This window comes from Pseudomonas sp. HP_08, from assembly GCF_055284095.1.
The window spans coordinates 303,978-312,790 of record NZ_JBTOQC010000051.1 but is presented as its reverse complement, the minus strand read 5'-3'; the positions used below and the strand labels follow the sequence as shown (position 1 = coordinate 312,790).

Below are 8,813 nucleotides of genomic sequence, written 5' to 3'. Positions count from 1 at the left end.
TAAAGCCGCTCCTACGACGGACCGCATTTTTCGCGTAGGAGCGGCTTTAGCCGCGAAGAATTCACCACGGTCCAGATCAATAACCGGCACAGCCAAGTCGGGCAAGCGTCCACGCAATGCGCGGAGGGTCAACACCACCTTCGGCGCGCTATCCGTCAATAAATACTCGATCCGCTCGGCCGGATGCGCCGGATCAATCGGCACATACCCTGCCCCGGCCTTCAAAACGCCCAATAACCCCACCAGCGTTTCCAGACCGCGCCGGGCGACGATGGCGATACGGTCGTCCGCCTGCACGCCCAGCCCGATCAAGTGCTGCGCCAGCCCGTCGGCCTGCCGGTTCAGTTCGGCATAGGTCAGCGACTGATCCTGGTACACCGCCGCCACGGCCTCCGGCCGCGCTTGAGCCTGCTGCTCAACGCGCCGATGAATGCTCAAGCCCTGCGGATAGTCCGCCTGCGTGGCGTTGAACCCTTCCAGCACCTGCGTCCGCTCGCTCACCGGCAGGATCGGCAACTGATCGAGCCGCTGCTGCGGCTGCTGTTCCAGCGCCGCGACCAGTTGTTCTACCGCCGTGAGCATATAGCCGCCGATTCGTTCGGCGCCGCTGTTCGCAGCGGCGAGTACAGTCAGGGTGAAGTCTTCGCCCAGGTCATCGACGCTGAGGGTCAGCGGGTAGTTGCTGCGTTCTTCGCCGCCAAGCAGGCGCACGCCTTCCCAGATGCCCTGGCCGTCGCGCGGCGAGTGCTCGGCGCTGCTGTGGCGGTAATTGAGCAAGGCGCTGAACAGCGTCGATGACGCCGGCACCGCGCTGCAACGCTGGGCCAGGGCCAGCGATGCATGTTCGTGGCCCAGCAAGGCGGTGAGCCGCTGGTGGGTGATGCGTACGCCGTCGCGCACGCTGCCGCCGGCATCGACGCGCAGCGGCAAGGTGTTGATAAAGACCCCCAGCGCCCGGTCGGCGCCCTCGCCGCCTTGCATGCGGCCCAGCAGCACGGTGCCGAACACCACGTCGCGACGGTTGGCCAGAACGCCCAGCACTCGCGCCCAGGCCAGGTGCATCAGGCTTGCGGCGCTGACCCCCAAGTGCCGGGCCTGGCTGCGCAGGCGCAGGCTCAGCGCCGGGTCCAGCGCCCGACGGGCTTCCTGAATGCCGCTGCCGTCGCCCTGTACGTCTTGCAGGCCAAAGGGCAGCGTCGGCTCATCGATATCGCCGAGCATGTCGTGGAAAAACGCCTCGTGCTCCTGCTCGTCCGCGCCCAGCCGCGCCTGCGCCACGTAGTTGCGGTACGGCACCGGCGTGCCCAATGTGGCGCCGTGACCGAACATCAGCGCCTGCATTTCCTGGCCGACCACCTCCATGGCCGTGTGGTCCAGCACCAGATGGTGAAACAACAGAATCGCCACCACCCGCTGCTGCGCCGGGTCGTGGGCATAGACGATGCGCAGCAGCGGCGCCTGACTCAGGTCCAGGCGGTAATGACGGGCGTCGAAACGTGCATGCAATTGCTCGAGAATGTCGCCCTTGGCCGGGTCCAGCGGCACTTCCAGCAGCGGCAGCTCGGCCTTGCGCCACACCACTTGCTGCGGCGCCGGCAAACCTTCCCAGACCACCGAGGTGCGCAAAATGTCGTGGCGGTCGATGACCTGCTGCAAGGTCGCGGCAAAACTGTGCAGCCGCGCCAGGCTGTCGAATGCCAGGCGCGACTGCAACAGGTACGGGTCGCCCTGGGCGGCGCTGATGTGGTGATACAGAATGCCTTCCTGCAACGGCGCCAGGCTGTAGATTTCCTGCACATTGGCCGCGCCACCCGGCACGCTGGCAACGATGCGCGCGATGGCCCCCGGCGCCAGCGTGGTCAGCGCCAGCATGTCGGGCGTGATGGACCGCGCATCGTGCGGCACCCGATTGCCCGGCACGCTCACCTCGCGGCCGCTGCCCACCGCATCGGCCAGCGCGGCCAGGCTTGGCTGGCTGAACAGCGCACGCACATCACAACTCAGGCCGATCTGGCGCATGCGCTCGATCAGCGTCACCGCCAGCAACGAATGCCCGCCCAGTTCGAAAAAGTGATCATGACGGCCGACCTGGCCGACCTTGAGCAACTCGGCCCAGATCTGCGCCAGGGCGATTTCGGTCGCGCCTTGCGGGGCGACATAACCACGGCTGAGCAGCGCGTCCTGATCCGGTGCCGGCAAGGCGCGGCGGTCCAGTTTGCCGTTACTGGTCAGCGGCAACTGCGCAAGCTGCACATAGGCCGAGGGCACCATGTAGTCCGGCAACAGGCGGTGCAAATGCCCGTGCAGATCGCTGATGGCCGGGGCCTGTTCGCCCTGGTGAAGGGTGAAATACGCCACCAGGCGCTTGTCGCCCGGCGTCTCTTCGCGCACCAGCACCGCCGCCTCGCGAATCGCCGTCAAGCTGGCCAGGCGCGCTTCGATTTCGCCCGGTTCAATGCGGAAGCCGCGAATCTTCACTTGCTGGTCAGTGCGCCCCAGGTACAACAAGGTGCCGTCGGCCTGCCAGCTGACACGGTCGCCGGTGCGGTACATGCGTGCGCTGCTGTCGGCCACAAACGGGTCGACGAGAAATTTTTCGGCGCTCAGTTGCGGCTGGTTCAGATACCCCTTGGCCACGCCATCGCCGCCGACATACAGCTCGCCCACCGCTCCCACCGGCAACGGTTGCTGCCAGGCATCGAGCACATACACCCGGCTATTGCCGACCGGCCGGCCAATCGGAATGCTGCCCGCGCCCACCGCATCGATCTCGAACGTGGTGGTAAAGGTCGTGGCTTCGGTCGGGCCGTAGCCATTAAGCAGATGCTGCGGCGCACCGTCGCGCAACACGAGGGCGATCACCGCAGGGTCCAGCACATCGCCGCCGACCATCAGGTAGCGCAAACGGCTGAAGGCTGGCAGCAGGTCGGCGGCGTACTGGTGAAACAGCCCGGCGGTCATCCACAGTACGGTGATCGCCTGCGCGGCCAGCACGTCGGCGAAGGCCTGGCGCGACAACACCGTCTGCTGATCGACCACCACCACGCGGCCGCCATTGAGCAGCGGTGCCCAGACTTCCAGGGTGCTGGCGTCGAACGCCGGGTTGGAGGCAAACGCGACCCGGTCGTGCTCATCAAAGTCGGCATAGCCATTATTGAGCACCAGCCGGCTGATCGCACGGTGCGGCACCAGCACACCCTTGGGCGTGCCGGTAGAACCGGAGGTGTACATGATGTAGGCGACCGATTCGGCGGACTGCATCACCTGCGGGTCGTGCGCCGGGTAGTCGTTCAGCGGCAACGATTCGAGACCGTTCGCGTCGAGCGTCAGCAGCGCCTGGCTGTCCTGCACCATGAACGCCTGGCGTTCGGCCGGCGCGTTGATGTCCAGCGGCACATACACCGCCGCGCACTTGAGCACCGCCAACTGAGCGACCAGCAACGCCAGCGAACGCTCCAGCAACAACGCCACGCTGTGCCCCGGTTGCACACCGAGGCTGATCAGGTGATGGGCCAGGCGGTTGGCCTGCGCGTTCAGCTCGCGGTAGCTCAACTGCTGCGCGCCATGCACCGCCGCCACGGCCTCGGGATGAGTGGCAGCCCGGTGTTCAAACAAGCGCTGCACGGTCTGCTCGCGGGGGAACGGTCGACCGGTCAGGTTGAAGCCGACCAGCACGCGCTCACGCTCGCGGGCCGAGAGGCTCGACAGCGCCTGCAACGGCGTCGGCGCTGAGTGTTCCAGCGCGGCGATCAGGTTCTCCAGCACCGTGCTGAAGTACTCGCAGACCCGCGCACCGTCCACCGACGCCACGGCCTGCACGGTCACACGCAGGCCATCGCCCTGGTCGTCGACATTGACGGTCAGCGGGTAGTTGCTGCGCTCGCGCGAGCTGAGCACTTCAATACCGGCCCAACGCGCAGCGCCGGTCCGCTCGGCCGCGGCGCTATGGCGGTAATTGAGCAGGCTGCTGAATAGCGGCTGCCCGCCGGCCATCGCACTGCAACGCTGCGCCAGGGCCAGCGAGGCCTGCTCATGACCGAGCAATTGCGCCAGACGCTGATGCGTGGCACGGACACCATCAGCCACACTCGCGCCTGCGGTATCGACCCGCAGCGGCAAGGTATTGATGAACATGCCCAACGCCCGATCGGCTCCCGCACCGCCCTGCAAACGCCCCAGCAGCACGGTGCCGAACACCACATCCTGGCGCCCGGAAAGCTGCGCCAGCACCTGTGCCCAGGCCTGATGCACCAGGCTGGCGACGCTGATCCCGAGTTGACGCGCCTGCTGCCGGGCGCGCCGATCAAGGGTCGCGTCCAGTTGCAGATGGCTGTCGACAACCGCGCTGCCGTCGCCATGAATGTCGTGCAGGCCGAACACCGCCGTGGCTTCGTCGACATCGCCGAGCATGGCGCTGAAGAACGCCTCATGCGCCTGATCGCTCGCCCCCAGCCGCGCCTGGGCCACATAGTTACGGTACTGCGCAGGCGCGGGCTGCAATTGGCCAACGCCTTGCAAGTGCTCGCTGATTTCTGCCACCAGCACCTCAAGCCCGGTGTGGTCGAGCAGAATATGGTGCAGCAGCAAAATGCCGACCCAGCGCTGATTGGCCGCGTCCTGGGTATACGCCAGGCGCATCAGCGGCGCCTGTTGCAGGTGCAAGCGGTAATGGCGCGGGTCGAAGCGGGCCTGCAAGTGCTCCAGCACATCACCGTGCAGTTCACTTTCGTCGATGCGTTCCAGCGCCAGCGAAGCCTGGCGCCAGACCACTTGCACCGGTTCCGGCAGGCCTTCCCAGACCACGCTGGTGCGCAAAATGTCATGCCGGCCGATCACCGCGTTCAGCGCCGCGACAAAGGCCTTGATCGACGCCAGCCCGTCAAAGGCGAACTGCACCTGCAACACATACGGGTCGCCGGCGTCGCTGGCCAGGTGGTGATACAAAATGCCGGCCTGCAACGGTGCCAGGCCATAGATGTCCTGCACATTGGCCGCACCGCCCGGCACGCTGGCCAGCACCCGGTCGATCTGCGCCTGATCCAGGCTCACCAGCGGCAGCATTTGCGGCGTGATCTCTACGGCGCCTGCCGGAATCAGGTTGGCCGGCACCGCCACCTCATGCCCACCGCCCACCGCGGCGGCCAGTGCCGCCAGTGTCGGCTGGCCAAACAGCACGCGCACATCAGCGTGCAGTTCCTGCTGGCGCATGCGCTCGACCAGCTTGACCGCCAGCAACGAATGCCCGCCCAGCTCGAAGAAATTGTCCTGCCGCCCCACCCGCTCGACCTGCAACAAATCCTGCCAGAGCGCGGCAATGCGGCGCTCGGTATCGCTCACTGGCGCTTCGAACCCGCGCCGGGCCAACGCCTCGCTGTCCGGGCGCGGCAAGGCCTTGCGGTCCAGCTTGCCGTTGACCGTCAACGGCCAGGCTTCAAGGCGCACAAAGGCGCTCGGCACCATATAGTCGGCCAGTGACTGCAACAGCTGCTCACGCAGCACGGCCGCCGCCGGCTCCGCGCCCGCAGTGGCGATCCAGTAAGCCACCAGGCGCTGGTCGCCCGGTTGATCTTCACGGGCAATCACCACGGCCTCGCGCACCCCGGCACAGGCTGCCAGCCGCGCCTGGATTTCGCCCAGTTCGATCCGGAAACCGCGAATCTTGACCTGATCGTCGTTACGCCCCAGGTAATCGAGGCTGCCGTCGGCATTCCAGCGCGCCAGGTCGCCGGTCTTGTACAGCCGCGCCGTCGTCCCTGGCGCAGTCCGGCCGCTGAACGGGTCGGCAATAAAGCGCTCGGCACTCAACTGCTCACGGTTCAGATACCCGCGCGCCACGCCGGCGCCGCCGACATACAGCTCGCCGACCACGCCCACCGGCAGCGGCTCGCGCTGCTCATCCAGCACATACAGCTGCAAATCGGCAATCGCCCGGCCAATCGGGCTGACCCCGACCAACTGGGCGTCTTGCGCCTGCAACGGCCGATAGGTGACATGCACCGTGGTTTCAGTGATGCCATACATGTTCACCAACCGTGTGCCGGCATTGCCGAGCTGCGCGTACCACGGCTTGAGCATGCCCGGCTCCAGCGCCTCACCCCCGAAAATCACCTCGCGCAGCGAATGCTTCAGCGGGCTGGCCTGCTGCGCGGCAATCAACTGGCGAAACGCGCTGGGCGTCTGGTTCAAAATGCTCACGCCATGCTGGCACAGCAACGCATAGCACTCGTCCGGCGAACGACTGACCCGCTGCGGCACGATCAGCAACTGGCCGCCATGACTCAGCGCGCCCCAGATTTCCCACACGGAAAAATCGAACGCGAATGAATGGAACAGCGCCCACACATCCTGCGCATTGAAAGCAAAATCGGCCTGCGTGGCACTGAACAACCGCGTGACGTTGTGGTGCTCGACCATCACCCCCTTGGGCGTGCCAGTGGAGCCGGAGGTGTAAATCACATAGGCCAGGTGACGCTTGCCGAGGTCGACGATCACCGGGTTACTGTCCGCAAAGTACGCCAATGCAGCGCTGCCCAACTCGATGCCCGGCACACCGGCAGCCGCTATCAAATGGCGGGTATCCGGCTGCACCAGCACCGCCACCGGCGCGCTGTCGTGCAACGTGAAATTGATTCGCTCCTGCGGATAACCCGGGTCGATGGGCACATAACCGGCCCCGGCCTTGAGCACGCCCAACAGGCCGACCATCATCTCGACACCGCGCTCGACACAGATCGCCACCCGGTCATCAGCCCCCGCCCCCAGCGCCAGCAACTGATGCGCGACCTGATTGGCACGACGGTTCAGCTCGCCGTAACTCAGGGTCTGGCCTTCAAAAATCAGCGCCGTGGCCTGCGGGCGCGCCAGCGCGTGGGCCTCAAACTGCTGATGGATCAAAGGCACATCAGCAAACGTTTGCGCTGGTGCGTTAAAACCGTGCAACAGGTGCTGACGCTCCTCGGCCGGGAGGATATTCAAGCGGTGCAACGGCGCGTGCGGCTCGACCTCCAGCGCCTCGACCAGGCTGTACAGCGTGCTGTGCAAGTAATTGGCAATGCGCTGCGCACCGATGCGCGTGTCGGCCAGCACGGTGATGCGCAGCGCCTCGCCCAGGTCATCGATATTCACCGTGAGCGGATAATTGGTGCGCTCCTCACTGCCCAGAACCTGAATACCCGGCGCCACCTCGATGACCTCGGCGCTGTCGCCGGCATCGCTGTGGCGATAATTGAGAATCGCGCCAAACAGCGGTGTCGGCACCGCCACGGCACTGCAACGCTGGGCCAGCGCCAGCGACGCCTGCTCATGATCGAGCAACGCCGTCAGGCGCTGATGGGTGCTCAACACCCCGTCGCGCACGCCCTGCTCGCCGACATCCACCCGCAGCGGCAAGGTATTGATAAACATGCCCAGCGCCCGGTCGCTGCCGTCGCCGGCGTCCATGCGCCCCAGCAACACCGTGCCGAACACCACCGCCTGCCGCTCCGATGACGGGCCCGACAACTGCCCCAGCACCCGCGCCATCGCCAGGTGCAACAGGCTCGCCACACTGACACCCAACTGCCGTGCCTGAGCGCGCAAGCGCAGGCTCAACGGGCTGTCGAGCATCAAGCGGGTCTCTTCGATCACCTGCCCGTCTTGCGCCTGCACACCGAACGGCAAGGTCGGCGCATCGATGTCGCTGAGCATCGCGCGGAAAAAATCCTGCTGCGCCGCCACATCGTTGTTCAAGCGCACCCGCGCCAGCGCATCGCGAAACGGCACTGCCGCCGCCACCTGCGCCGTCTGCCCGGCCAGAAACGCCTGAATCTCGCGGCGCACCACATCCAGCGCCGTGTGGTCCAGCGCCATGTGATGAAACAACAACAGCGCCACCACCCGGCTGTTCGCAGGATCCTGCGCATACACCAGCCGCAACAACGGCGCCTGTCGCACATCCAGGCGGAAATGCTGAGAATCGTAACGCGCCCGCAGCTGCGCCAACACATCCCCGCACGTGTCCAGCGCCAGCGCCTCACGCACCAGGGTCGCCTGCCGCCAGACCACCTGCAACGGCTCGTCGAGCCGCTCCCACACCACCGCCGTGCGCAAAATATCGTGACGATCGATCACCCACTGCAACGCCTCACCAAACGCCTCGAGCCGCCCGGCATCGGCAAAGGCAAACTGCGCCTGCAAGACATAAGGATCACCCTGCGCCGCGCTCAAATGGTGATACAGCATGCCCTCCTGCAACGGCGCCAACGGGTAAATGTCCTGAACATTGGCCACCCCGCCCGGCACCGTTTCAACGATACGGTCGATGGCCGCCTGGTCCAGATTCACCAGCGGCAGCATGTCCGGGGTAATGCGATAGGCAGGGCTCAGCCAGTTGCCGCCACGGATGGCGAGCATGTCCAGCAGATTGGCCTTGTGGGTGATCAGATGATCCCAGAGCGCGTCGTCCAGAGAATCGTCGTTGCCGAGGATGACCAGGTCATCACCTTCGCGTTGAAGACCGATTGCGTGGGTGGAGAGAACAGCCATCAAATCGCGCAAATGCATGGGGTGACCTGCCTTGAGAATCGTTGACGGGAACGTGCGCGGGGGCATGTTCCGGGTGTAAAGCCAACGCGGGCCGTCCTGGCTCGCTAGTGGGGTGGGAAATTAGAAGATTTGAGGGGTGGGGGGTGACATGGGAAGGGGGGACATGGGAAGGGGGGACATGGGAAGGGGGGACATGGGGCCACCGGGGGCGGCGTTTGGACAGAAGCGACAGATCCACAATCGTGCCGGTGCCGCGTGACTCTGAGCACTACTGGTCCCGCAGCAACCCA

The 8,813-nt window shown here is 65.7% G+C and carries 1 protein-coding gene; it reads right to left on the bottom strand.

Annotated elements, in window-relative coordinates:
• On the bottom strand, positions 1 to 8,541 hold an 8,541-nt coding region (locus ACYAS9_RS27865; RefSeq protein WP_463571686.1), incomplete at its 3' end, for an amino acid adenylation domain-containing protein.
• Between the last annotated feature and the right edge of the window lie 272 nt (positions 8,542 to 8,813).